Genomic DNA, 25,098 nt, shown 5'->3' on the forward strand with positions numbered 1-25,098 from the left:
ACTATTAATAGGTCAAGGATACCCGATTTTTATGGGGTGGTCAAATTCAGCTTTTTAATTAAATTCCTTATTAATCATGGTCTGCCGCAACGTTCACTTCCCCCACGGTCGCCCCATCTTCCGCAGCCTTTTGGGCCAGGTCGACCGCCTCTTTCGTAAGCTTATCCAATACCTTATCCGGAATAAACTTACGGAGGGTCACTAAGTTACTCCCATAACCCGCATGATAACGCGTCTTAGGCCTTCTAGCGACTGCCGCCATATCTACCAGACGGGCAATCACGCGAGGTTGAGAAGCAAAATCTTCCGCAGCCCCAAAAAAGGCGGCGGCCCGCTGAGCCATGTCTGCATACGGACCATTACCAGATGTTGCCCTTAAGGAGTCGGTCGCAATTTGGCTCCAGCTGCTTTTAATAAATCCGGGCTCAATTAGAATGACCGGAATTCCGAATGGCTCCAGCTCCTGTCGCAACGTGTCACTCATGCCTTCTAGGGCATACTTGGAACTAACGTACCAGGCAGACATGGGCGCCGGAACCCGGCCGGCCACCGATGACATATTAATGATTCGGCCCGAGTTTTGTGACCGCATGATGGGCAGCACTAGCTTAATCATCCGAGCCACGGCAAACAGATTCGTATCAAACTGTTTTTGCCCGTCAGCCAGTGAAACGTCCTCAACGGCACCCATCTGACCATAACCCGCGTTATTGACAAGAACATCTAACCGGCCTTCCCGATCCGTAATGGTTTTAACGGCCGCTTCTGCACTTTCCTGGTTGGTGACATCCAAATATAGGGTATTGATTCCGATATCATCCAATCGATTCATCCGGTCAACGTGCCGGGCCGCAGCGTATACCGTAAACCCATTTCGGTGGAGGCCCTTTGCAATTGCATATCCAATTCCGCTTGAAGCCCCCGTTACCAATGCTACTTTACGTTGTGCCATAAAAATCCCTCCAAATCGTTCATGTAAGGTCTTACAAAACCAACTTAATCATATCACGATTCACCCGTAGCCACGATTAATTAATGGTGCTTTTTCTTAGGTGCTGAGGTGGGCAGGACTAACTGGTCTTCCCGGTTATAGAACCCTTTATATGACCAGTACACCGCCATCACGGAGCCGAGACTCGTAGCGGCAAGCAGCATAAAGGTAATCATAATCTGGTATTCAATGGCATAGACGGGATCAATCCCCGCAAAAATCAACCCGCTCATCATTCCGGGAAGGGTTACAATTCCCATGGTCTTAGTTGAATCAACGGTTGGCTGCATCCCCGTTTTTATGCTTTCCCGCAGAATATGCATGGAAGACTGTTTAATGTTACCGCCCAACGAAAGCTTTTCGAGCACCTGCTGCCGTTCATCGTGGAAGTTAGTATTCAAATTGCGGTAGCAAAGTCCAATCGCTACCATGGATTGGGAAGCCATCATCCCAGTAATGGGAATCATCTGGGCTGGAATGAACTTTAGTGCGTGGGTTAGAACCATTGCACCTACCGTCACACCCGTACTAATGAATATGGCGCCAATGGATATCCACAGGGTATTGGGAATTCCCTGGCTCCGTTTCATCGCATTGTAACCCGCATTAAAAATAATGATTAACATCAGCACAACGGTTAAGAAAATATTGTCCACCTTAATGACGTACTTTAATAGGTACCCCACAATGTACAGTTGGACAATGGCACGAAGAACGCCGATGATCATATCGCGGTCGATGCCTAATTTCTCTCGGTAGCCAATGTATAACGCAATGAGGACTAGCCCCGCTGCCAAAATTAATGACGTATTTGAAATCTGTAGGCTGCTACTATTCACGACGTTCATCCCCCTTTAACTGACCGTTCTCAATGGTAATCAACCGTTTGGCATGGTCCATTTCATCTTGATCATGTGTAATGATAATTAACGTAATATGGTCGTTCTGGTTAAACCGAGTCATCATTTTATGAATAATTTGTTTATTATCTTCATCCAAGCCGGCGGTAACTTCATCCATAATCAGGACCTGCGGGTAAAACATGACGTTACGTAACATCGCTACCCGTTGCCGTTCTCCGCCAGATAATTCAGTAATCGCTTTGTCTAAGTAGTTCGAGTTCAAATCGACCGCGGTCAATGCCTCCTGCGCCCGTTTGACATCGAAGGCCTGATTCCGGATGTCGTAGGGGAACTGCAGGTTATCCTTTACCGTATCCCCAAATAACGAGGGTTGCTGAAAACAATACGAAACTTCCCGCCGGTATTGAATGGGATCGTAGTCATCAATCGACTTTCCCTTATAGGTGATGGTCCCAGATGTTCGGGACTGTAACGTTGATAAAATCCGGACCAGGGTTGACTTCCCACTTCCCGATGCTCCAGTAATCGTGACAATTTCTTGCTCTTCTACGCTAAAGCTGATATCCTTCAGTATCGTTTGGCCGTCAGCTTGAAAGCCGACGTTTTCTAAATCAATTAGGCTCATCATCTTTCCCTCCAAAACTCAATTAGAATCATTACAAAGGACTATCCATATTGTACGTGTTATTGGTGGGTAAACAAAGTATTCCGCTCATTTTTTCTGCCACCAGGCCCGGACAAATAATCATACTTTCGTAACATTTTCTTCGGGAATCCATAATATCTATTCGCTATGATAGATTTGAATATAAAAACGAGGTGACTCCATTGTTAATCGATGATACAAAGCACGCAGACGACATTATTTCGGTTCGCTTAGTAACCGTTAATAAGACTGAACTTACGGCGATAACTGAAGATCAACAGCTTGTCACCGTCACAATCCCCAAGAAATCCAAGCAAGATCATTTGTTTTGGCAAACATTAAAGGATATCGCTAAAAACGAAATTTGGGTGCCCATTACCAAAATTGGTCATGCCCTGGTTAACTCCGGGTGGATGATCGACAACGATGATGCTAACCTGGCACTAAATTAAATCAAAACAAGGCTGCGACATTATTCGTTTAAGCCTGGCAAAATAGGGACCATCCCGTAATACGAACGCCTTTTGCGCGTGTTTTGGGATGGTCCCTATTTTAATTTGGCTTGACAAATGTCACGTAACTACCGGCACGAAGGCATCCGTACTTTGGATGAGGGGCTTCGGGCGAAGCTGCGGATTTATGTTTTCTGAGCGAAGCGGACCTAGTATTTCAAACCCTTTTTTATTGGGATTATGCTACTCTTAAAGTAAAACTATTCTAAAGGGGGAGCTTCACATGAATTCTGCTTACTACTTTTCGCCAGAACTTTATTACGCCTGGATTATTCCAATTGCGGCCTTTGCAATTTTTTTCTTTCGTTACCGGCACACTAAGGTTAAGTTGAGTGACGGTCTGTGGTTTAACCTGTTCTTTTACTCCCTGCTATTTTGTCTAGCCCTGACCATCATCGGCACCCAAGTGACATGGTTTATTAATTTATCCCTCCTCATCTTTTTTGGTTTATTCTTCATTATTTTACTGCTCTTTTCGATTCAGGCCTTTTTACTCATCTGGAACGGGATCTTAATGTGGCGGCGTGAAAGCCACACTCTGGCTAATACCCTCACCCTCATAATCGGGTTCGCCATCTTAATCACCCCTTTAATCATGCACGCCTTAACCCACATTTTACCGACTACTTTAGGTATTTTTCTCGCTGATTTTTCCGATTTGGTCTTAGTCTACGTCCTATTTTGGTTCTACAACTATTTAACCGTTGCTATTCTGTACCAATTTAACCGTCCCAAGCTGAATCAGGACTTTATCATTGTGCTCGGGGCTGGCCTAATGAACGGTAACCAAGTGACACCGCTCCTTGCCCAACGAATTCAGCGCGGGTTGGCCTTTTACCGTAAACAGGTTGATAAAACGGGAAAGCACCCCACCATGATCTTTTCCGGCGGCCAGGGGGGCGATGAAACCATCCCCGAAGGTCAAGCCATGCTCAACTACGCCGAACAACACGGGTTACCGGCGGCCGACGGAATCGCTGAAACAGCTTCGAAAAATACCGCTGCTAACATGCAAAATTCAAAGGCATTAATCGATCAGAGCGGGATTGACGCCCCGAACGTCATTTTTGTTTCCAATAATTATCATACCTACCGAGCTGGTCGCTTGGCCCGCCAAGTCGGCCTCCGCGCCGATGGCATTGGTGCAAGAACGTCATGGTTTTTCATTCCCGATGCGGTTATTCGCGAATACATCGCTATCTTTATGGAAAATAGACGGTGGCATTTTTTAGCCATTCTCTTTTTCGCCTTGCTCGCTGCTGGATTAGCATGGGCGCAGGCTAATTAGTCTGGTATAATAGCCAAGAACTTAAAGAATTGAGGCAAAGTATGGCAAACCATTATCAACAAAAAAATCAATCTCACGGCCGATATTCCCGCCGTGAGCGTCCCCAAAAACAGCAAGAAGACGTCCAGGTCGAAGTTGGCCAACGGTTTCCCCTAACCATCAAACGACTCGGAATTAACGGCGAGGGAATTGGCTATTACAAGCACAAAACCATGTTTGTTCCCGGACTGCTTCCAAATGAAGTAGCCGTAGTCGAAGTAACGGACATTGCGAAGAATTTTCTGCGCGGAAAAATTCATAAGCTTCGGAAAACCAGTCCCGATCGGGTGGAGCCCCGGGACGCCTACGCTGATGAAGTGGGCGGATTTGAGCTGGAACACATGAGCTACCCCGCTCAGCTACGGTTCAAACGCGATGTGGTCAAGCAATCGCTAGAAAAATATCGTCCCCGCGGCTACGAACACTATGAGCTTCGGCCAACCTTAGGAATGGAAAATCCGTATGAATACCGAAATAAGGCCCAGTTTCAGGTCCGTAAACTTGATGGTCAAGTAAGGGCCGGGATGTACGAACGCAACAGTCACCGCCTAGTCGATATGGCGACCTGCTCCGTTCAGATGCCCATTACCATGACCGTTATGCGCCAGATCGTTGCAATGCTGCAGGACCTAGAAGTTCCGATCTACAACGAAGAAGAAAAATCTGGAATTATTAAAACCCTGGTGGTGCGGGCGGCCGCTAACACTGATGACTGCCAGCTAGTCTTCATTACCAACTCTAAAAAACTGCCTAAAAAGCGGGAGCTATTAGCCCGAATTGCAACGGAGCTGCCCGAAGTAACCTCCGTGATGCAAAACGTTAACCCTGGTGAAACGAGCTTAGTCTGGGGCGATGAAACCGTTCCCCTGGCGGGGGCCGAAACAATTGTCGAAGAACTAGACGGCTTAGCCTTTAACCTCTCGGCCCGGGCTTTTCTCCAGCTTAACCCCTCTCAAACCGAAGTGTTATACCACGAAGCCGCCAAAGCACTGGAGCTTTCCACGACTGACAACGTCGTGGATGCTTACTCCGGAGTTGGCACCATTGGACTATCGTTCGCCCGTCAGGTGAACGAAGTCCGGGGAATGGATGTGACACCAGAGGCAGTCTCAGATGCCAATGCCAATGCCAAACTCAATGGCATTCAAAACGCCCACTATGAAGTTGGGACCGCCGAGGAACTATTGCCAAAGTGGATTTTTGACGGTTTTCGGCCGGACGCCATTGTGGTCGATCCACCCCGAACCGGATTAGATGACAACCTAATCGAAACTATTCTAGCCGCCGCTCCAGATAAATTCACTTATATTTCCTGCAACCCTTCAACGTTAGCCCGCGACTTAGTTAAGCTCACTGACGTCTACCGGGTTGACTACATTCAATCCGTCGACATGATGCCCCAAACCGCACGGTGCGAAGCAGTGGTCAAGTTTACCAAACGTTAAAAATAGCGAAAGAATCCCTGATCATAATCGATGAGGGATTCTTTGCCATAAACTAACCGGGAATGATGAGTCACTCGCTCTAAAATTTCAAACGTGGTAGACTAATTAAGATAAAGTATTTTATTAGAAAGTTGGCGTTCACATGCAAGATCCATTTGGGAATTGGAACAACCAAGACCCCAATAATCAAAATAACGGTTCTGGTCCCAATGGTTTACCAATCCCACCCAATTACGCAACCATCGTTAATAAATCCGACGGTAACATGCGAATTGCCAAGGTTGGCTTTAGTTGGACCAGCTTAATCTCCGCCCTATTTCTCGTCCCATTTGCACCCGCTATTTTCCGGGCCGATTGGTATAACATGTTTTGTATGATTGGGGTCCAAGTGGGCGCAACGATGATTGCCCTCATGACCCTTAACCAACAGCAGCTAATCGCCTGGGAAACTGGGATTGCATCCATTGTATTTGGTCTGCTATGGGGTTTCCTATATAATATGATGTACTTTAAACATTCGTTCAATAAAGGCTACGTGCCGGCGGATGATCGATCAAAGAAATTACTAGAAGAAGCCCATTACTTGTAAACACAAAATAGGTGCACGCAAAAACATCCCTTTAAAATTCATGTACTTTATTAATAGTTGTGGGTAAAACATCGGAGACCTTCAATCACTAAGTGATTGAAGGTCTCCTTTTGCATTAATTATATAATTGAACATGACTAACAACTTATAGACGATAGTTACTGAAGCCATACGTAGCCTAGTTTAGTTTTTTCTTGTTCATATGGATTCCCGTTGGAGTGCTTGAATTTCAAAGTATGATCCACGTATTCAATATGGTCAAGTTACCTAGTTATTTCTTTTAAAACAAAATATGCAATATTATATTTATTCTTGGTCATTAAGCTGCACCGTGACCGTTAACCGGTATAATAACTGATAAGCGGTATTTAGTTTTAGGCTGGTCTTTAAGTGTTTCATCAATAATATCAATATCAGTAGCCGGATAGTTGAAGTGAGAAAAGCAGTGAAACCAGATCCTCACACCAACAACAATAATCATCAAGCTTAAATTTCAATGTACCTATTTCATGTGTTTACTTAGAGCTAGTAAATATAATCTGAATACCGTCTTGATTAGTGGAAATATGCATTTTTCCTTCACTTTTGATTTTAGTCTGTACCTTCGTTGGTAAACGTTTGATCGCTTGATCAACCAGGTCATTTAAATCAGTTACAAAGTACGTGTCTGCACCATACTGCTTGGCAACCACTCCATTTGGTTTTTGAATTTGAATTAGCGCTGTTACTTTTATAAAGTTTTTTCTTGTTATCATTTTATTTTTTCTGTCATTATTTATGAACTTCCACTGATCTTTATCTATTCTAGATAAAATATTATAGGCATCCATACTCTTATTTAAATCTAGTTCATTATCAATGATTTTCCCGTTAGTCAGTAATGGTGCCCCTAACTTTGTATGATTCATTAATTCATTGTCGTTAACATCAATTAACGAGGATTTTGATGCTGTATTAATAAATTTATTATTTGATATGACAATATTTTTAAAGTCAGACGTCAAGCTTGTAGATGGTTTAAAAACCGAAATCCAATGCTGACTAGTTACGCTTTCATCACTATTAGATTGTCGAAAAATATTATTTTTAATTTTTAAATTATTTATACCTTCAAAATGAATAATAGAGTTATTAGAATAATTCCAAACCCCAATGTTATTTTGTGGAATGGGGTCTACAATAACATTGTTCATGAACTTAACATCATGAATTAATTGTTGATCATTTATTGTATGTTCCCCAATAGGCAAGCCACTAAACCCATATATTTCATGGTGGCTATTATATATGGGTTTGAATTGAGAATTACTAACTGAAATATTGTTGGACGCTAAATTATCATAAACATTTTGATCTATTTCATTTGGTGACCACTGATAACTTAGTGCCCACTTCATAGCATAATCTACTTGAATTAACTCTTTATTTAAATCACCTAATCGTCCAACTGGATTATTTCCTAAAAATAAGATATGATTTAACGCCACATTCTGTGACCCATCAATATCTATAAAATGACCGTTAATTGGTTGCACCATTGAACAGGTTAAATCATACAACTTAACGTTTTGGGCATGTAAGACGCTTAGGGAAATAGATGCCGAAGCTGGCCCATTTGCTCCGTTATACCAAGGATAAAAATTACTATTTGATTGTATTTTTCCACCACTTGGCATAACTTCAGATCCGGCTGCATCTTTAATAGATACCTCTCCAATATAGCCTTCAATGTTTCTATTCAACAACCCATTTAGTCCAACGTAAATATTAGTATCATTAGTTCCCCGAATTTTCCACTTAGCTGTATGCCAATTTCCATCATTTTGGATAGAAAATTTTTTATTAATCCATGGATCGTTTCGTCCATTTCCATGTTGAATAATTAGCGATTGAGTAGCAGCACTGTTTCGTGGAATTAAGTACTTAACACGTATAGTGTAAGTTGTGGTACTACTGAGATTAATTTTATTAAATGCCATGCCAATAATACGATTTTGAACATCAGCATGATTAGCTTGTAAGTGCACAGCTGACTCATTATTACCCAACGATTTTGGTAATTGCGAAGCTTGAACCACTCTAAAATCTGACTGGTTTCTATTCATGCCAATAGCCCCAACCAACCTTAATTTTGAGAATGTAATATTTTTTATCCCACCGTTTTTTCCGTTAACAGCAGATGGAAAAATAAAATTTAGCGGTTGACTCCCGACCTTAACACCGAGGATCGTTTCATTTCGTGAAAGACCTTTCAATGATAAATTAGAGTGCAAGAAAATTTTATTGCTTAGAATATATGTACCCTTATTAAATAAAATCGTAGTTGGTCGATTAGGATCAATACTATTAATTAACTTTTTTAAAGTTGCTGAAGAATCCTCCTCAAAACCATGGCGAAAGTTTACTTTTATTACTTGTGGTGAAATATTAATTTTCTGATTATCTGAAATAATTTGAGGTTGTGGCCTAACCCACAGGTTTATCAGTTTATTTTCTTTGTTTGTCATATGTATTTCAGTCGGCTCGTTTGTGTCAACCCAATATATATATTTATTTGCATGCCCTTTTTGTGCATACTTCATTAACCATACATGATTATTTTTTACATTAATTCTCTTAGCTAAATGATAATTTTTCAAAGTTTTATTGTATTTATTTTCCCGCCCTTTAATTTTTTGTCGGTCGCTACTAGAAAGTTTCATTTCCTGTTTACTAGTAATTTCTAATGTAGTATCTAGATAATTTTGTTTTATTCCTTTCCCTGAAAACTTAAAAGAAACTATTAACACAATGAGAATAAATAAAACTACTCCTAGATAAAAATACTTCTTTTTAGAAAAAAACATTTTTACTTTTCACCACCTTAAATATAATTTTTTACGATTTAGTACAAAGAAAAGACCAATTTTAAAATATTGGTCTTTTCCAAAATATTGAATCAATTGCATTACTATATTTATTCTATTATGCTATTCCACTTAATCTATCCTGCAGATTTTCCAATTTTATTTTGTCATCATGTTCTAGTTGCGACTTATTACTGTAGATTAGTAATTCTTTCCACGCATTAATTTGGTCTGCTGTTATAAAGCTCAAATTTTGTTCATTGATCTCGGTATGTAGCAAATCATGCATTTCATTTGCGTGTTTGATAATTTTTTTATCTTTTATAATTTTATCTTCATACTTCAGTATAAAATCATGTTTGCCTGATACTTTCTGAGAGCTTAATTGCTTTAAAATATCATTTAGTTTTCTCTGAGTGACGGTTTGACCTAATCTTCCCTTTTTATTTAATAATTCTTGATATTGTGTAGTGATGTTGACCATACTATTAAGAGTCGTATACTCTTTTTTCACTTTCAGAGTTGCCCGATTATTTGGCATATTATTTATTCTAGTTCTCAATTTATTTAAGTTTTTTTCATTGGCATAAGCGGTTATATCACTGTTATCTTTGGTGTACATTCGCTGAATTAAATGCTGAGTATCCGTAATATTCATATTTATAGAGTAACGATAAAAACCAATCACTGAACCAACTATAATACATAAGAAAAATACAATCATAAAAACCCAGCGTTTATACTGTTTATTTCTTTTTCTCTTTTTCGAATGAAATTTATCACTTCGACTAACAAAAATAAATTCATTTATCCCATTTTTAGTTTCTAACAAAACATCGTCATTGTTGGATTGGGAGGTTTGATGATTTAACCTTGGTTTATCAATAAGAGGTTTAGTTAGAAACTGCCAAATTGCATTACTAATTACCTTTAGCATATAAAGACATCACCTTATCTTGTCTAAGCCGACATATAACAATCATAATTCTTCAACTTTTGTTATTGGCGTAACCTTATTAGAAAAATATGCAAAGAAACTAAAAAGAAAGACATTATAGGAAACATCTAAAAAATGTAGATCACTCATGGCACTAAATGTAATAACCATAACTATTAATGCAAATAACAGATCATGATTATTAATTCGTTCATACATCTTACCTGAAAAACCAAATGTTAAAACAACAAACATTATAAAACCATAGACTAAAATTGCATATATATATGCAGAATCAATATAAAAATAGGTAAGGGTTTCTAAAACGCCATGAATTGCGTCATTTCGCGCGCCTCCCCACCCGTTCATGGAAATTGGCTGTCCCCATAATGACACTCCATTGGCCAGCCACGCATTATGTCCTAGTCCTAAACGGCCACTCAAAATATCATTTAGATGAACCATAAATCGTCTAGATGGATTATAAAAAAAAGTTAACACTATAATTACTCCAGCAAATGCAAATGTACTTATATACGAAAAAGATAATAGCCGTGTCAACCAATTAAAATGGCGTCTGATTTTATTTTGATTCAGATATATCACAACCACCACAAATAATAACATCATAGCTAGAGTATCCGTTGTTGTCAGTGTAAACACTTGAATGAAAAATGTGACACCAACCAGTAAGAAGCAGTCAAGCAAATTAATCTTTAATGATCGTAAATATATGTAAGCCGTACTCAAATAAAATAAGTGAGCAGCAAAGTCTGTCGTATAATCAAAACCAAATGCATATCGAGTTCCTTTTGTAGTATGAATAATATAATTCGGAATCAGATGGAACAGAGCCCCCATACCAGCTATTGAAATAACCATAATCGTCAACCAAAAATATATTTTAACAATACTACGAAATTCGATACCAAAGCTCCCAACAATTAGCAAAACCACATAGATAATACTATGTACTTGAGACGTCCTAGATGCAATTAGCGTAATAAATAGTAACAATACAACAACAAGTAGTTGGCGATAAGTAAACTCATCAAAAATCACGACTTTGCTTATAATACAAATTACAACTAGCAATGATATAGTTGGGCTAACAATATGTGGAATTAATCCACTAAACATAGTTGTTTGAAGAGATCTTAAAAATACGTAACTGCAGAATGCAATCCAAAATAATATTCTTCCATTTTGCGGCGAAAAAACATTACCAGTATCACTTAAATTTAACATTTTACGCACTTTAATGCCCCCTCTTAAACCGTATAGAAAAAACATCTAATTCCATTAAAATAACATAACAAATGCCCATTGTTAGCCCCGTAAAAGTGCTATATGCAATTGTACTCAGCTTTCCATGTTTAATTGTTGGTGAACTATAATGACGACCATATCTAACAGAAATTTGTAAGCTACTGTCTGCCATCTTTAATGTGTACATCAGCTGTTTAGCAAGTGCCTTAACAGATGTTTGGGCCACTGGGATTGAAGTAGATACTGCAGATACGTTGATCTTTGTTGTATTGGGTTTGATACTATAAGTTAAAGATTGAGACAAGTTAATTAAATTAACTTTTTGTCCGTTATATAAGCTTTCTTTTTTAACCTTTTTCAATAAGCCTGGTGAATGTATCATGATACCGTAATCACGTATATTCTTAATATCTTGTTGTTTCTGTTTTTGAAAAGCATTAGAACTTTTAAATTCATCTCGCGGGTGGTAAATATTCATTTGCATGGTAGACATATAAGTTGTTTTTACCATCCAAAAGTTTAGTCCCGCACCAATTAGGGCTCCCAGTACACCACACATCATAACAAATAACCACCATTGACGAATAAGCTTTATTTTTTTCGATAAATCTATTTTAATCAATATGGCTCATTCCTTTTGCTTCATTATTTGTCCTTAGATTAAAGTTTTGCGTTAAAAAATTATTGGAAACTTTTTTCTGTTGTCCAATCTGATGATTATTGATAACCCTATATCGCATACCCAAAGATGCACCATCACGTTGGCGAATCAAGGTATAGTACAACCTTTTTTGACCATTTACACTTAATAACTGCGGTGACCTATAAGTCCATTTCTTCGAGGTTAATTTTATTTCATCATCTTTTTGAAATGAACCCATTAAATCATTGCTTTTAAATAATTCGACATGGCCTTTGGTTGTTAATAAAACAAGATAATATGTTTGGCCAACTAAGCTCACATAACTAGATTGTACATTTGTGGGGCCATTTTCAATGGTTAACCGAGTTGGAACAGCACTTATTTTTCCAGTACTTTTATTAATGGGCGCAATATAAGTCTTTCTTGTTCTTTGTTTTTTTGCATTTCCCGTCACAACTAAATAATTTTTACCACTAGCGGAGTCAATTACATTCGGTGCCCAAACTGACTTAAAGGAGTCCCAAAGTTTTTCATTTCTATACACATTTCCTTTCCAATCTTTATAGTTAGATGTTGAAAACATGCCATATGTAGTATAAATAAATAACTTTTTTCCTGTCCATAATAATGTATCATCACGCACAGGAACATTAGGATAATTAATATTCAGTTTATTCCATGTTTTTCCATCATTACTAGTGATAATCCTCATACGATTATATTTTGTGTCAGTGTCATCAAATTGCACACCATTTACTGGTTGAGAAGACAAAACATCATAATAGCTACCTAAGAACTTACTATCGGATAATCTCTTTTGGATATCTTGGTACGTCATTTTTGGACGGTATACCTTTGTCATTTTCTTATTCATTCTGGGGTAGCGCATCGTTAATTCTTGATGTGTAACTGGTGAGTACCCTGAAATCGTTGTATCAAAACTGAATTTTTGTAAAAAACGTCCTACGAGTGTTGTTGGAGTTTTTATTAACGTTCCATCTTCATCAATTTGCCTAATAGTCACCGTAGAATCTTGTGCATCCCCAATTAAAAATCCATATAATGTAAAAGATCCAAGTATTAAAAGTATGCTAAAGATAACAATCTTTAGCCTTTTGGGTTTGGTTCGTAACACATTTTCTTTTTTTTTCATTCTCAGTTTTCCCCTAAATATTCAAACTATAAATTTCAGTGTTCTATTTTTAATATCATTAACTATAAATGTAATTTTATGTATAACATAATTAGCAATAAAAATTAAGTCTGAAAAATAATCCTAACTAACATTATCGTAAGTAGATTATCATTTCAAGGTAATCTCATCTAAATTAGCCAACCTTAATATTCTATTCATAACTCCAACATAATCTCATTTAAAACTAAATAACTCGTTATCCCTACACCTTGGATAACGAGTTACCTTAGAACACAACTTGCTATAGTTTCTTTAATATTTTTTTTGCAGAATTAAATATATCTACACGCAGAATGATTAAAAAAATAAAATAAATTAAAATTCCAACTAGAATTTCTATTCCGAGATATAACCATGAACTAGGAAGGCGTTGTATTAACACCAAAATTCCTCCAACCATAGCTATTCCTGCAACTAAGTATTTTTGCACGTCATGGAATAGTTTTCCAAAATCAAGCTGATTTCTAACAACTAAAAACTGATAAATTGTAACTGTAAGTTCTGAAAGAACTGTGGCAATTGCTGATCCTAAAGCACCCCACATTATAATCAACGGAATATTAGCAAGTATGTTTACTACCGCCCCACACACAACCGAGCGAGTATAATCTTTTGTCTGATTCGTAGGTAGTAGATATTGGGTACCAATTGCATTGCTCCATGCAATAAGAACAATAACAATGGCCTCAACTTTCAACAGGTTACTTACTTCCAGAAATTTATTAGTGAAAAATAATGGTACAAACTCATCTGCAATGACAATTAATCCCAACATTAACGGTATGGCTAACATTGAAACGAAAGAAAAACTTTTATATAAATATTGTTTTGTTTTTTCTTTTTCACCTTTCATAAAGGCATTTGCAACATGAGGTAGCATTACCGTCCCAGTTGCAGTTACAATTGCTAAGACCATCTTTATGATTTTATCTGATTGATCAAAATATCCAGATGCAACTACGGATGTCATTGCACCCAGCATCGTTTTATTCACAACTAAATATATTTGTGTAGCTACCTGGGGAATAAATAAAGATAGGGCTGGAAGTGCATGCTTAAAGGGATGAAGATCTTGGATATTAAATTTACCAATGTATCGATGCAAATTTGGAAATAATGATAAATTACCGACTAGCAAAGATAAGGATAAAATTAATATATAAACAGCTAGATCACTATATGACTTTACAAAAGTAAAGATGCTAATAAGTGTCACAATTTTAACTAAGAAATTCCGAAAAACCGTTACACCAAAATTTTCTACACCCATAAAAAACCAGGAAATATCAAACGCTGCAGCAATGAGTGAGACTGATTGAGCAAGATAGTATATACGGTAACTCCCAATTAACCATAAAAAAAGTAAGAAAGCTAAATATGCAATTAAGACAGTTATTAACTTCATAAAAAAGATTTCATAAAAGGTAGCCGTTAGTTCTTCTTCATTATCCCTTACAAAAGCAATTTGTCGGTTACCATATAAATTAACTCCCATGCTGCCAAATAATATAAAATATTGAATAATCGAATTTGTATATGAATTAATTCCAACACCCGTTGGTCCAATCACTCGGGCTAAATAAGTAGTAGTTACAAGAGGCACTATTAGAATAAAAATCTGATAAAATGCATTATACAGATAATTTTTTACTACTTGCATGTGTCTCATTCCCTACTTTTAAAGATTATTTTTTAATAAATGGGCTAAAACTGTTTCTTCGTTTTCATTATTTATATTTTTATAGGTCAATTTATGAACATCACTCTGCCTAAAAATATTAGATATACGCTGCTCATTGTATGTTGTACCCAGTTCAAACTGTAAAAGATGAGGATCTGCATTATCATACTTAACCACTGAATTATATTCATCAGAATTAAATTCACAAGCGATAATAAAACAATAGTGAAATAAAAAGTAATCAATTAGAAAATCGTTACTTTTCCAATATTTATATAACATACTCCGCGTCTTATTTATAATACTCGAGTTTTTGTTTGCAATTATAAACCAGCTTGACATCCATAATACTTTAGCACTTCTTGCTGGGGGTAATACCTGATAGAAAAAAAGTTGATCCTGCTTATGTTGTTGAATAAATTGAGTGTCACTTAAATAAACTGTTGCATCAACCCAGATTCCACCATAAACAGAAAGTACTTCTATTCTAAGAATATCCGAAAAATGTGCAGCTGAAATAATTCCACGTTCATACTTTTCAATTATATAATTTGGAAGGTTAACGTATTCTTTATAGTTATCATTTGTAAGTGTAATAACATCAAATTGATCATCTAGTAATTGATGCAATCTACTATGACACATCTTAACAAGATTGGGTGCCTTTTCCATTCCTTGCAACCAACAACTCCAAATCACTTGGTGCTCACATAATTGTTTAGTATCATTAAGACGTTCTTTTCTTTCATAATTTTCAACGGAACCATATTTTTTTTGTAGTTTACTTTTTAAAATATAGGCATTTTGCTCATTCATAAGATCTAACTCTTTACGACTATGACCAAACCGAAATATAGTTAACAATGAATTAAACAATGTATGTTGATACCAATATTTTTTTAAAATCGCTTTTTTATTCAACGTCTTACTCCACTTTTTCAATCTTTGGATTAAAAAACATTCCTGCAAATAATCCTTTATATAAAATACTAAATTTACGCCATTTATATTTTTTTGTGTTTTTGATAAGGCTAAATGACAAAATAACTTTTTTTATAAAGTAAATCCCCCCCTTCCCCTCTCTTCTAGCAATATAGAAAGAGTTTCTCATACTATAAAAGTAGCGTTTAAGTCTTAACTTGTTATTTTCACTAATAATATCATTTCTTTCATTTACCATTATTTCATGAATAACAATACTATTAGATACAAAATAACCAGGTTGAATTTGCGCAAGTCGTAATGTGTATTCCGTATCATCTCCCCAGATAAAAAAATCTGAGATAGGTAATCCAATTTGTTTTACTAACTGTGTTTTGACCAGTATCGAAACGAATGTTCCTGACTGTACCTCAATTACACCTTTATCCACGTGGGTTGCCCATGTATCAGAGGTTTGTAATTGATTCATAACAGCAGGTGTATTATCCTGCCATCTTACATTGCTAGCTAAAAAGGACCAATTTCCTTGTAATCGCTCATCCGATACTAATAATTCTTCCAAAGCTGTTTGGGTAGGAATAGTATCGTCATCCATAATCCATTCATAATCCGTTCCAAGTTCAACGGCCTTTCGAAGTCCATAATTAAATCCACCTGCCCCACCAGTATTTTGGATTTTTCTAATATATGTAACTTGATCATCTTTTTCGGTTTCAAAATACTTATCTGTCCCATCAGTACTGGCATTGTCAATAACTAAAATTCTATCTGGTTTTCTAGTTTGATTTTTTACACTCATCAAACACTGTTTTAACCAATCCAATCTGTTGTAGGTGACAATAACTGCCGTAACATGCTTATGATTCAATCAAATACCCTCCTGATCACTCGTTCACTTGCATTGCGTTGTTCAGCATTTGCATTAAACTGCTTTGCAAACTGCTTTACCCTAGCTATATTAAAATCTCCACTTTGTACACTCTTAAAAAAGCTCATCATTTTATCCTGATCATAGAAAATGGGGCCAGGAACTGTCTGTGTATAATCAAAGTAGAAGCCACGATCTTCTTTTGAGTAATAATCAAAATCATATGGGTAAAATACCATTGGTCGTTCTAATAAGGCATAATCAAACATTACTGAAGAATAATCGGTAACGAGTATGTCTGCGACCTTCATGCAATCTTCAATAGTAAGTTTATCATTAAACTCAACGTTACTGATATTTTCAATTGTATGTACTTCATAAAGACGGTGAAAGTTAATCAGTAAGTAATATTCATCACCCAATTGTTCAGCAAATTTCTTGAAATTAAAATTAACTGTTGTCCCATTATCTCGAAACGTCGGCGCATACAATATAACCTTTCTATCTATTATATTTCGCTTACTCCGAAATGCATTATATAACTGTGTATCAGATGTTAAATTATCATTTCTTGGTAATCCATAATCCAAAATAATATTAGGATTAATATGAAATGCTGACTCATAGTCTTGATTAGAAATAGGTGCATTGCTCAAAAAATAAGTCCAGTGACTTGCATCTAATAACCATTCCTGCTTCTCTTTTTTTCGTTCATCATCAATAATATCGTCACCAATACGTTTTAGCGGCGTTCCATGCCATGTTTCAAGATAAACCTGGTTTTTTCGTACACGAAGACCAGAATACATATTTACATTTGAAACTAAGTATTTTGAAGTTGCTAAGTAATATAAGTATCGAATCGACATATATGGTATACATGTATTTTTTTCAAATTGGTTATTATTTAATGTAATGATATATTGATAATCTCTTGAGTTATTTTTCAGTTCAGTATATAGGGCTAAGGGATTATCCGAAAACCGTTTTCCATTATCACAATTGAACAATATATAACCACTCTTTAAAGGTAATAACCTGAAAAGTGGATATAATGTTGCAAAAGCGATTTCTTTTATACGAGTCCTAATTGTTTTCAAATTCTTCAGTCACAACCTTTATAAATCTCTTTACATATTGTTTAGCGTAAAATTTATTAATAGATTTTTTTATCAAATGACTATTAAACTCATCTTTTTTCAAAAAAAAGGTGTTCATTTGCTTTATTAAATCCTTTTTTTTATCAACTTGAAATAACAATCCATTTTCTGAATTAACTATATCAGAAGGTCCAGTATCACAATTTGAGGATATCACTGGTATTCCGTTAGCAATTGCCTCAATAAGTACCATAGGTAAACCTTCATAATTAGAGGTCAATATTAAAGCATCAACATCCGTCAAATTCTCCCATAAATCTTGTTGAAACCCGTTAAAGGTGACATTGTTAAATAGTCCTAAGTGACGCACATAATCTTCTACCTCTTTATTTTTTCCTTCTCCATACACATTTAAATGCCACTCAAACTGGACACTGCTTAAAGCATCGAATAATATTCTCATATTCTTTTGCCCATCTAACATTTGTCGACCAACATAAATTAGCTCTAATTTATTCTCATTCTTTGATCGATAAACGATGTTTTCAGTTGGAAAGATAGGATTAAAAATCACGTTAATTTTTGTATCTTTAATTCCTAGATCAATTAATTGTTTTTCAATGCCACTACTAATAGCAAGAAACTGGTCAAAACTATGAAGTTCGATTTTTTTCAAGGGCTTTGAGGCTAAAGAATAGTGATACCAAGCACATACACGATAATCTTCATTCATAATTTTTTTTATAAAAAACAAGATGGTCCACATCACTGGATTAGTTGAAATTACAACATCTGGCTTTTCCGTTTTCACAAAATACCATAATAAAAATGGAAGACTAAAAAGATACTCTATTGTTCTAACTAACTTTGGTCGGGCCATAAACACTATTTTTTTATCTTGTATACTTTCAGTCCATGTTGTATCAATAGTTCCACCTATGTTAACTAGTTTCATAGAACTTTTTAAGTTATCCAACTTATTATATGAAATAAATAGGTTTTTTATAACAGTTTCAGTTCCACCATAACCTGACATAAATGGAGTGAATAATATTATTCTTTGTTTTTTCACTACATTCCACTCTTCTCAGCGCCAATTTAAAACATAGAGTTAGTTTATCATCGAATTCTCTACTAAACAATGAATTTATAATAAACTCTACCTAGCTGAACAAATCCATTTAACACCCCGCATCTTTAATTTAGACGAATTGTAAGTTTCTTATATTACCTGGATAACTTAGGCCTTAAAAATAAGTACTTTCCTCATTATTAATGAACCTGTAAAAATGAAATTTTTCCGCAAAGAAAAGAGCCCTCTAACGTAAAGGGCTCTTTTCTTCTCATTTATTTACTTATTCTACCTTTAACTCTAAATTTATGAATTAAAGTTTAATTATTCCAACATATCGTTTTCCATCGTTTCCTTATGGAACCAAGCCACACCCTTATCAAACAGAGCGATGAAATCATTACTCAAGTAGAGCAGATAAGTAATGAACAGAACCCAGTTAGCACCACCTTGAAGCGCTGTAATGCCCCATAAAACCACGGACATGATTCCTTGCGCTAGCCAGAAATAATACGTATCTGAGTAACGGAGCGTCGTTAATAACGCTCCAGTTACACCGATGGCAGCCGAGAGAGCATCAATAAAGGGCCGGGGAGAATCGGTGAAGCTAGCTTCAAAACCGTATAAAGCTCCCAACACAACGATAAAGAATAGCGCAAACAGAGCCCAAGTTCGGCCGGCGTGCGGCGTATCCTTAATTTGACGAACCCGTGAACCCACGTTCTTGGCCCACCCTGGCATCATTAAGACGGGGATATCCAATAATACGATGTACACTGCCTGAAGCAGCATATCCGAGTAATTCTTGGCGGTAAAGGCAACCACAATGTAGATTAAGGCGCTCACCAACCCGAAAACCCCGTTTAATGGTTTCGTATTAGTAATCGAAATCGTACAGGTAAAACCTAGGACCGCCGCAAACATGGTGACTAAAGAGATGGGGGTAATGGGACTTAAAAATGTCGTTCCAATAATAATGACTAACCCAATCACCAACAAAATGTAACTACCCTTAGTCCACCCCTTCATTTGTTCAATGTACCAGCTGGGCTTTAAGACGCTGGTTAACGCAATGTCTTCAACGTCTTGTGAATCTGAAAATGTGTGACCATGTTGCTCTGAGTTCTGCATATTTTATTCTCTCCTTTAGGATTTATTTCTACCGGCCAGTAAATGAGATAAATTTAGCCAAGAACTAGTATGCAATAAAAAAAAATTCCAAACCAGTCTTGACAAGTTATCGGGACGGTCAAAAACGCGAACAAACGTTGCCCTGACGGGAGATAAAAAATTTCAAACTTTTTTTGAAATAAAAATCCGTCGACCATTGGGTTCTGATCGACGGATTTGATTCGTTTAACTAATAAATTTAACGGCGGTTCCGTACGCCGTTACAGTTTCCATTCCTTCGCTAATCGAGTCGGTATCGTAACGCATCATAACGACTGCATCAGCGCCAAGCTCGGCCGCATTAGCCTTTAACCGGGCGACTGACGTATCGCGGGTTTCGGTCATCAGTTCGGTAAAGGACTTAATTTCACCCCCAACCACACTTTTCAAACCGGCCCCAATATTTTTAATAACGTTCTTTGATTGCGTCGTTAGTCCAAAAACTTCCCCGATTATTTCGTATTGCTTGCCTGGAATCTGTTCTGTTGTCGTCACTAAAACATCTGTCATCTGTGTCACTCCTTATTCATTATTATCCGGCTTAAATAACCGGGTTGCCTTGACCGCCGTTTGCCATCCCCGATAGAGATGCTGGCGTTTTTCCGGCGTCATCTCCGGATTAAACCGCCGACCCTCTTCGTATAAGTCGCTCAATTCCGAAAAATCATTCCAGAATCCCGTTGCCAGTCCGGCTAACAGGGCCACCCCTAACGCAGTTGATTCTTCATCCGCCGACCGTTGGACCGGTAAATTAAGGATGTCCGCTTGGAACTGCATCAAATATCGATTCCGTGAGGAGCCGCCATCCGCCAATAGTTCCTTAATTTGTTGGTGGCTATCCCGGTTCATGGTTTCTAAGATATCCCGGGTTTGGTAGGCAATGGATTGCAGCGTCGCTTTCACAAAATCATCCCGGGTTGTCCCCCGGGTTAATCCGTAGGCCGCTCCCCTAGCATCTTGATCCCAGTACGGGGCCCCTAACCCATAAAAGGCGGGAACCACGTAGACTTCATCATGATCCGTCGATTCCATAGCCGCTTGCCGGGATCGGGGAACGTTATCAATTAATTGGATGGTATCTGCCAGCCAGGAAAGTGCGGACCCCGCTACTAGGACGGAACCTTCCAAAGCGTAAGCAATCTGGCCGTTAAACTTATAGGCAATGGTCGTCAAGAGGTCGTGGCTGGACAGAACAAGGTCACTCCCAGTATTCAGCATGATAAATGCCCCGTCACCGTACGTGTTCTTAACCATTCCCGGTTCAAACGCCCGTTGACCGATCATGGCCGCCGATTGGTCACCCGCAATTCCAGCAATGGGAACGGACGCCCCAAAGAATTGATCTGATCGGGTGGCACCCACCACCTGGTCACTTTCTACCAACCGTGGCAGCATCACCTCAGGAATGTTTAAGAGGCTTAAAATTTCTGAATCCCAGGCTAAGTCATGGATATTAAACATCATTGTCCGGGAGGCGTTGGAAAAATCGGTGACGTGGCGTTTACCACCCGTTAGCTTCCAAATGAGCCAAGTATCAATCGTCCCAAACAGCAACTCGCCCCGTTCAGCTCGTCCTTGAGCGCCCGCCACGTGATCTAAAATCCACCGCAGCTTCGTTGCACTAAAGTAAGCATCCACCACTAAGCCAGTCTTTTCGTGAATCATGTCCGCATAGCCATGGGCAGTTAGGTCCTTCGCCAACGGAGTGGTTTGCTTGGATGCCCAGCCAATGGCATTGTAGATGGGTTCACCAGTTTGTTTGTCCCATACCACCGTGGTTTCTCGCTGGTTAGTAACTCCGATTCCCATAATCTGTTCCGGATGAACGGATGCATCAATTAGAGCGTCCGAAATCACGGATAAAACGGAAGTCCAAATTTTATTCGGATCCATTTCAACCCATCCATTATGGGGGTAACTCTGTTCCACTTCCCGGTAGGATTCAATGACCTTTCGTCCATCGTGGGCAAAAAGCAGTGCCCGCGAACTTGAGGTTCCTTGATCAATGGCTAAAATATAATCTTCTGTATCCATTAATGACATGGGCATTCTCTCCTTTGAAATTGCAACCGATTACAAAAATTTTACCATAGTTTTTGCCCGCCCAGGCTTCATTGCCAAAAACCCTACCAAAAAATTAATATCAAGGGGGCATCCTCACAACGTCAGCCGATGACCCGCCAAAAAATGAGTTTGCCAGTCCGCTTCGCTTTTGACCACCTTACCAAAATCAACGATTAACGCATGAAATTCTTGGTAGTCCGTCAGTGTCCACCGGTCCTGAACTTGAGCATCCACTAAGTGGGCAAACGGGACGTACGTCTTGGGTACGGTGGCACCCAACCGGGTAAATAGTTTTCGCACATAATTATCCGCAATAAAGGCCGGCTTATCTAAGACGTACATTAAAATATAATCGGAGGTTTCGTGCCCGATACCCTTAATTGCCAACAATTCTTTCCGTAATCGGTCAGTGGGTTTCGACTTAATCAACGTCATATCATCCTGGTAGTGACCAATCCAATCGGCCACGTTTTTTAACGTTTGGGCTTTTCGGGTGTAAAACCCACTCGTTCGAATCAGGGGAATGAGTTCATCAACGTCCAATCCCCGAATAATAGCGGGGTTAAACCGCGTTTGGGCCTTTAATTTCACCAGGGAGGGTTCCACGTTTCGCCAATTGGTGTTTTGGACCAAAATCCCACCCCAAATGATTTCCCAGGCGCTTTCCGCCCACGGATCCCCAATTTTTAACCACGACCGCTGGCCCATCTGACTGGACATTAGGTCATATAGCTCTTGAATCGTCATAAAAAAGCCCCCGTTATACGTTATTGGAACTCAGTATAACAGGAAGCTTCTTATTTGTTAGTTCATTATTATCCTTTTTTCCCTAATTCATCAATGAGATCAAAGAATCTATCGTGGTTAACCTTAGTGACTAACGTCATTGGCCGTCCGTCATCGGTTTCAAACGTCCGACCAGCTGCTGGCCCCTCGGTGATAACGTCACCGTGAATGGGTTTGGTTTCAACGACGTCAGGATATTCACTAGCCAACGTGGTTAAGACATCCCACATGAAGTACGTCGAGTTTGTTTCAAAGTGATCTAATGGTGGAACAAGGGCGTAACCCTGGCCAATTAAATCTAAGGCCGGGTACTTCAATTCAGAAGCCCAGTGCTGCCGGACTTCGCGGGTTAAGGGTACCTGACGGGTACTTTCAAGACCAACCATCTGCATTGGAATTGGGCTATCAAAGACCGCCTTAGTGGCCTCTGGGTCCCAGTAAGCATTCCATTCAACGGTCCCATCCTGTTCAGGTTCCGCCACGTTTCCCTTATCATCCATCGTGCCGCCCATCCAATAGAGCTTTTCAATTTTATCAACGATGGTTGGGTCAACTTCAAGTGCCCGGGCTAAGTCGGTCAAGGGACCCGTCATGACTAACGTTGTCTTGTCATCTTCTTGCTTCAACTTATCAATCATATCTAAGTGGGCAGGTTTTTCAGCCACCGGCGTTTTAATCTCGCCACTCTCGTTCAAAATTGGGAAGGCATCAAACATGAAGGCATCCATCCGCCATTCCTTGGGAAATGGGTGAACTCCGCGAGAATCGGATGCGGCAACGTCTAATTTTACCCCGTGACCAAACCGGTCAATAATCTTGCGGGAAGCTGACAGCGCTGGTTCCAGGTATGAATCGGCTCCAACTACGCCAACCCCCGTTAACCGAACATTATCCATCTGTAAAAGCAATAGTAGGGAAATAACATCGTCAACGCTACCATCGTGATTAAAATAAACATTATGGGTCATGTTTTACCTCTCCTTTTTAACGAACAATTGTTTTAAATATTTTCTCCGTAGTTCATATTTTACTGGATTCTCCGTCACCAATCAACCCCTACTTCGATTTGCCTCACCTTCCTGGTTAAGCTATACTTCACTATGGCAGTACTTTAACCAACCGCTAATTTGTCAATTCAAAGGAAGACATTCATGAAGAAAATCAGTTTAATTGTTCCTTGTTATAACGAGGAAGAATCGGTGAACCTATTTTACGATACGGTAACCCCTGTGATTAACGCAATGAGCCCCACTGAAAAAATTGAACCCGAATACATCTTTGTTAACGATGGTTCTAGTGACCATACCCTGGATATCTTGCGCAACCTACAGGCCGAACATCCCGACACCGTGCATTACGTGTCCTTTTCAAGAAACTTTGGCAAGGAAGCGGGCTTAGCCGCTGGACTTGAAGCCAGCACTGGAGATTACGTGGCTGTTATGGATGTGGATCTTCAGGATCCGCCCGAACTCCTCCCCAAGATGCTCAACCTCATTGAATCCGAAAACTACGACTGTGTCGGGACCGTCCAGCACGATCGAGCCGGACAGGGCTGGTTTAGAGCGTGGGCTTCCTCAAGCTTCTACTCCGTCATTAATAAAATTTCGGACGTTCACATTGAACCGAACGCCAGAGATTACCGCCTGATGACCCGGCAAATGGTTAACGCCGTCCTTTCCGTTGGCGAATATAACCGGTTTTCAAAGGGAATTTTCAGTTGGGTTGGGTTTAAGACGACGTATCTGACGTACGAAAGCCAGCCCCGGGCAGCCGGGACCACTCACTGGTCTTTAAAGCAGCTCCTGCAGTACTCCCTAACCGGGATTATGGATTTTTCTGATCTGCCGCTGCGGATTTCAACCTGGATTGGTGGTATCACCTTTGGCTTTTCCCTCCTCGGCATCCTGTTTGTCATTATCCGTAAACTCACGGTAGGCGGCAGCGTGGCCGGCTGGGCCTCCTTGGTCACCATCATTCTCTTTATCGGCGGACTTCAACTCATGTGTTTAGGCGTCCTAGGCGAGTACTTAGGCAAGGTCTACCTTGAAAGCAAACACCGGCCGCTGTACATTGTGAAGGAAGAAAAGTAAATTGGCTTAACCACGTGGCCCATTAATTAACTCGTTTGTAACTCATAAGGCGGGGCATTAAA

At 38.9% G+C, this 25,098-nt stretch carries 23 protein-coding genes; 5 read left to right on the top strand and 18 right to left on the bottom strand.

Annotated features, from left to right (window positions below; genetic code table 11):
- Nucleotides 1-70: 70 nt before the first annotated feature.
- The 3 genes from DCM90_RS06840 to DCM90_RS06850 all read right to left on the bottom strand — a co-directional run bounded on the left by DCM90_RS06840 (nucleotide 71) and on the right by DCM90_RS06850 (nucleotide 2,482).
- The gene (locus DCM90_RS06840; protein WP_109250627.1) at nucleotides 71-952 is read right to left on the bottom strand and encodes an oxidoreductase; all 882 of its coding nucleotides are present in this window, start codon (nucleotides 950-952) and stop codon (nucleotides 71-73) included.
- An 80-nt stretch (nucleotides 953-1,032) separates the two neighbouring features.
- Nucleotides 1,033-1,830, bottom strand: a complete 798-nt coding sequence (locus DCM90_RS06845) for an ABC transporter permease (protein ID WP_225365998.1) — start codon at nucleotides 1,828-1,830, stop codon at nucleotides 1,033-1,035.
- Complete coding sequence (locus tag DCM90_RS06850; protein ID WP_165815243.1) at nucleotides 1,823-2,482, bottom strand: ABC transporter ATP-binding protein; 660 nt, start codon at nucleotides 2,480-2,482, stop codon at nucleotides 1,823-1,825. Before DCM90_RS06850 ends, DCM90_RS06845 begins: the two co-directional genes overlap by 8 nt.
- 200 nt (nucleotides 2,483-2,682) lie before the next feature.
- On the opposite strand from DCM90_RS06850, the gene DCM90_RS06855 reads away from it, so the two are divergent.
- The 4 genes from DCM90_RS06855 to DCM90_RS06870 all read left to right on the top strand — a co-directional run bounded on the left by DCM90_RS06855 (nucleotide 2,683) and on the right by DCM90_RS06870 (nucleotide 6,373).
- Nucleotides 2,683-2,952, top strand: coding sequence for a hypothetical protein (locus DCM90_RS06855; protein WP_109250630.1), 270 nt, complete (start codon nucleotides 2,683-2,685; stop codon nucleotides 2,950-2,952).
- Nucleotides 2,953-3,235: 283 nt separating this feature from the next.
- Nucleotides 3,236-4,300 carry a YdcF family protein gene (locus tag DCM90_RS06860; protein ID WP_109250631.1) on the top strand — a complete coding sequence of 355 codons (1,065 nt, stop codon included), beginning with the start codon at nucleotides 3,236-3,238 and terminating at the stop codon, nucleotides 4,298-4,300.
- Between the two features lie 41 nt (nucleotides 4,301-4,341).
- Entirely contained in the window at nucleotides 4,342-5,784 is a 1,443-nt protein-coding gene (gene rlmD / locus DCM90_RS06865; RefSeq protein ID WP_109250632.1) for a 23S rRNA (uracil(1939)-C(5))-methyltransferase RlmD, read from the top strand.
- Between the two features lie 142 nt (nucleotides 5,785-5,926).
- A complete protein-coding gene (locus DCM90_RS06870; RefSeq protein ID WP_109250633.1) occupies nucleotides 5,927-6,373 on the top strand; it encodes a hypothetical protein in 447 nt (148 codons plus the stop codon).
- Between the two features lie 515 nt (nucleotides 6,374-6,888).
- Here DCM90_RS06870 and DCM90_RS06875 read toward each other — a convergent pair.
- The 15 genes from DCM90_RS06875 to DCM90_RS06945 form a co-directional block, all read right to left on the bottom strand.
- A complete protein-coding gene (locus tag DCM90_RS06875; protein WP_109250634.1) occupies nucleotides 6,889-9,219 on the bottom strand; it encodes a hypothetical protein in 2,331 nt (776 codons plus the stop codon).
- A gap of 118 nt (nucleotides 9,220-9,337) precedes the next feature.
- Nucleotides 9,338-10,156, bottom strand: coding sequence for a hypothetical protein (locus DCM90_RS06880; RefSeq protein WP_109250635.1), 819 nt, complete (start codon nucleotides 10,154-10,156; stop codon nucleotides 9,338-9,340).
- A 42-nt stretch (nucleotides 10,157-10,198) separates the two neighbouring features.
- Nucleotides 10,199-11,413, bottom strand: a complete 1,215-nt coding sequence (locus DCM90_RS06885) for a hypothetical protein (protein ID WP_109250636.1) — start codon at nucleotides 11,411-11,413, stop codon at nucleotides 10,199-10,201.
- Nucleotide 11,414: 1 nt separating this feature from the next.
- A complete protein-coding gene (locus tag DCM90_RS06890; protein WP_109250637.1) occupies nucleotides 11,415-12,047 on the bottom strand; it encodes a YveK family protein in 633 nt (210 codons plus the stop codon).
- Nucleotides 12,040-13,221: a hypothetical protein gene (locus tag DCM90_RS06895; RefSeq protein WP_109250638.1), complete on the bottom strand. Its 1,182-nt coding sequence runs from the start codon at nucleotides 13,219-13,221 to the stop codon at nucleotides 12,040-12,042. Before DCM90_RS06895 ends, DCM90_RS06890 begins: the two co-directional genes overlap by 8 nt.
- Nucleotides 13,222-13,504: 283 nt before the next feature.
- A complete protein-coding gene (locus DCM90_RS06900) occupies nucleotides 13,505-14,923 on the bottom strand; it encodes a flippase (RefSeq protein ID WP_109250639.1) in 1,419 nt (472 codons plus the stop codon).
- Nucleotides 14,924-14,941: 18 nt separating this feature from the next.
- Complete coding sequence (locus DCM90_RS06905; protein ID WP_109250640.1) at nucleotides 14,942-15,865, bottom strand: capsular polysaccharide synthesis protein; 924 nt, start codon at nucleotides 15,863-15,865, stop codon at nucleotides 14,942-14,944.
- A gap of 4 nt (nucleotides 15,866-15,869) precedes the next feature.
- Nucleotides 15,870-16,754 carry a glycosyltransferase family 2 protein gene (locus tag DCM90_RS06910; RefSeq protein WP_109250641.1) on the bottom strand — a complete coding sequence of 295 codons (885 nt, stop codon included), beginning with the start codon at nucleotides 16,752-16,754 and terminating at the stop codon, nucleotides 15,870-15,872.
- The gene (locus DCM90_RS06915) at nucleotides 16,751-17,854 is read right to left on the bottom strand and encodes a CDP-glycerol glycerophosphotransferase family protein (protein ID WP_109250642.1); all 1,104 of its coding nucleotides are present in this window, start codon (nucleotides 17,852-17,854) and stop codon (nucleotides 16,751-16,753) included. The genes DCM90_RS06910 and DCM90_RS06915 overlap by 4 nt, the downstream gene beginning before the upstream one ends.
- Nucleotides 17,841-18,926, bottom strand: coding sequence for a glycosyltransferase (locus tag DCM90_RS06920; protein WP_109250643.1), 1,086 nt, complete (start codon nucleotides 18,924-18,926; stop codon nucleotides 17,841-17,843). Before DCM90_RS06920 ends, DCM90_RS06915 begins: the two co-directional genes overlap by 14 nt.
- Before the next feature lie 324 nt (nucleotides 18,927-19,250).
- Entirely contained in the window at nucleotides 19,251-20,057 is an 807-nt protein-coding gene (pnuC, locus tag DCM90_RS06925) for a nicotinamide riboside transporter PnuC (protein WP_109250644.1), read from the bottom strand.
- A 225-nt stretch (nucleotides 20,058-20,282) separates the two neighbouring features.
- The gene (locus tag DCM90_RS06930; RefSeq protein WP_109250645.1) at nucleotides 20,283-20,606 is read right to left on the bottom strand and encodes a heavy metal-binding domain-containing protein; all 324 of its coding nucleotides are present in this window, start codon (nucleotides 20,604-20,606) and stop codon (nucleotides 20,283-20,285) included.
- Nucleotides 20,607-20,618: 12 nt separating this feature from the next.
- Complete coding sequence (gene glpK, locus DCM90_RS06935) at nucleotides 20,619-22,139, bottom strand: glycerol kinase GlpK (protein ID WP_109250646.1); 1,521 nt, start codon at nucleotides 22,137-22,139, stop codon at nucleotides 20,619-20,621.
- A 114-nt stretch (nucleotides 22,140-22,253) separates the two neighbouring features.
- On the bottom strand, nucleotides 22,254-22,907 hold the full coding sequence (locus DCM90_RS06940) for an endonuclease III domain-containing protein (protein WP_109250647.1): 654 nt from the start codon (nucleotides 22,905-22,907) through the stop codon (nucleotides 22,254-22,256).
- A 68-nt stretch (nucleotides 22,908-22,975) separates the two neighbouring features.
- Nucleotides 22,976-23,914: a nucleoside hydrolase gene (locus DCM90_RS06945; RefSeq protein ID WP_109250648.1), complete on the bottom strand. Its 939-nt coding sequence runs from the start codon at nucleotides 23,912-23,914 to the stop codon at nucleotides 22,976-22,978.
- 183 nt (nucleotides 23,915-24,097) lie between these two features.
- Here DCM90_RS06945 and DCM90_RS06950 point away from each other — a divergent pair, with 183 nt between their 5' ends.
- Complete coding sequence (locus DCM90_RS06950; protein WP_109250649.1) at nucleotides 24,098-25,036, top strand: glycosyltransferase family 2 protein; 939 nt, start codon at nucleotides 24,098-24,100, stop codon at nucleotides 25,034-25,036.
- Nucleotides 25,037-25,098 lie beyond the last annotated feature (62 nt).

It is taken from the genome of Levilactobacillus bambusae (genome assembly GCF_003124125.1).
Taxonomy (GTDB): Bacteria; Bacillota; Bacilli; order Lactobacillales; family Lactobacillaceae; genus Levilactobacillus; species Levilactobacillus bambusae.

Bases quoted from the DNA above. Each gene is read 5' to 3' on its own strand.
- pnuC (WP_109250644.1), bottom strand. From the start codon at position 20,057: ATGCAGAACTCAGAGCAACATGGTCACACATTTTCAGATTCACAAGAC.
- DCM90_RS06950 (WP_109250649.1), top strand. From the start codon at position 24,098: ATGAAGAAAATCAGTTTAATTGTTCCTTGTTATAACGAGGAAGAATCG.
- DCM90_RS06945 (WP_109250648.1), bottom strand. From the start codon at position 23,914: ATGACCCATAATGTTTATTTTAATCACGATGGTAGCGTTGACGATGTT.
- DCM90_RS06940 (WP_109250647.1), bottom strand. From the start codon at position 22,907: ATGACGATTCAAGAGCTATATGACCTAATGTCCAGTCAGATGGGCCAG.
- glpK (WP_109250646.1), bottom strand. From the start codon at position 22,139: ATGTCATTAATGGATACAGAAGATTATATTTTAGCCATTGATCAAGGA.
- DCM90_RS06930 (WP_109250645.1), bottom strand. From the start codon at position 20,606: ATGACAGATGTTTTAGTGACGACAACAGAACAGATTCCAGGCAAGCAA.
- DCM90_RS06870 (WP_109250633.1), top strand. From the start codon at position 5,927: ATGCAAGATCCATTTGGGAATTGGAACAACCAAGACCCCAATAATCAA.
- DCM90_RS06900 (WP_109250639.1), bottom strand. From the start codon at position 14,923: ATGCAAGTAGTAAAAAATTATCTGTATAATGCATTTTATCAGATTTTT.
- DCM90_RS06860 (WP_109250631.1), top strand. From the start codon at position 3,236: ATGAATTCTGCTTACTACTTTTCGCCAGAACTTTATTACGCCTGGATT.
- DCM90_RS06840 (WP_109250627.1), bottom strand. From the start codon at position 952: ATGGCACAACGTAAAGTAGCATTGGTAACGGGGGCTTCAAGCGGAATT.
- DCM90_RS06875 (WP_109250634.1), bottom strand. From the start codon at position 9,219: ATGTTTTTTTCTAAAAAGAAGTATTTTTATCTAGGAGTAGTTTTATTT.
- rlmD (WP_109250632.1), top strand. From the start codon at position 4,342: ATGGCAAACCATTATCAACAAAAAAATCAATCTCACGGCCGATATTCC.
- DCM90_RS06895 (WP_109250638.1), bottom strand. From the start codon at position 13,221: ATGAAAAAAAAAGAAAATGTGTTACGAACCAAACCCAAAAGGCTAAAG.
- DCM90_RS06880 (WP_109250635.1), bottom strand. From the start codon at position 10,156: ATGCTAAAGGTAATTAGTAATGCAATTTGGCAGTTTCTAACTAAACCT.
- DCM90_RS06850 (WP_165815243.1), bottom strand. From the start codon at position 2,482: ATGATGAGCCTAATTGATTTAGAAAACGTCGGCTTTCAAGCTGACGGC.